Source organism: Dryocola clanedunensis (assembly GCF_038405435.1).
GTDB classification, from domain to species: domain Bacteria; phylum Pseudomonadota; class Gammaproteobacteria; order Enterobacterales; family Enterobacteriaceae; genus Dryocola; species Dryocola clanedunensis_A.
Genome location: NZ_JBBYHZ010000161.1, coordinates 1 through 571, shown reverse-complemented (window position 1 = coordinate 571; position 571 = coordinate 1). Strand labels below are relative to the sequence as shown.

Annotated in this window: 1 protein-coding gene; it reads right to left on the bottom strand. The window is 66.5% G+C overall.

What is annotated here, in order from left to right; all coding sequences use genetic code 11:
* On the bottom strand, positions 1-571 hold a 571-nt coding region (locus tag AAE045_RS23990), incomplete at both ends, for a sensor histidine kinase (protein WP_455549803.1).

Sequence of the window (571 nt, the reverse complement as noted above, 5' to 3'; positions counted from 1 at the left end):
GCATGGTGCAGCCCCAGGCTGTGTATGACGATCGACAGCCCCAGGCCGGTGCCGCCATACAGGCGCGTGGTCGAGGCATCGGCCTGGCTGAAGGACTGGAACAGGCGCGCCTGCAGGGCGTCATCGATGCCGATGCCGCTGTCGGCGATCTCGAACCGCAGCTGGTGCTGTGCGTTGGTCTCGCCCTGGCGCTGCACGCGCAGCCGGATCTGGCCGCGCTCGGTGAACTTGATCGCGTTGCCGAGCAGATTCAGCCAGACCTGGCGCATCATGTTTTCATCGGAAACGATGATCGGCAGCGGCGCGATCTTCCAGTCGACATGGTGCGGCACGCCGGTGCTCTCGGCCTCGCTCTGCTGGTTGGCATCGAGCATGGCGCGGGTATCGGCGACCAGCGACTGCATGTCCACCGCCTGCAGCCGCATCGCCGCCCGGCCCAGGCGCGAATAGACCAGCAGATCGTCGATCAGCGCGGCCAGGCGCCGGGCGGAATTGGAAATCACGCCCAGGTAATGCAGGGACTTCTCGTCGGCCTCGTCGCCCAGGTGGCGGGTGAGCTTGTCGGAGAAGC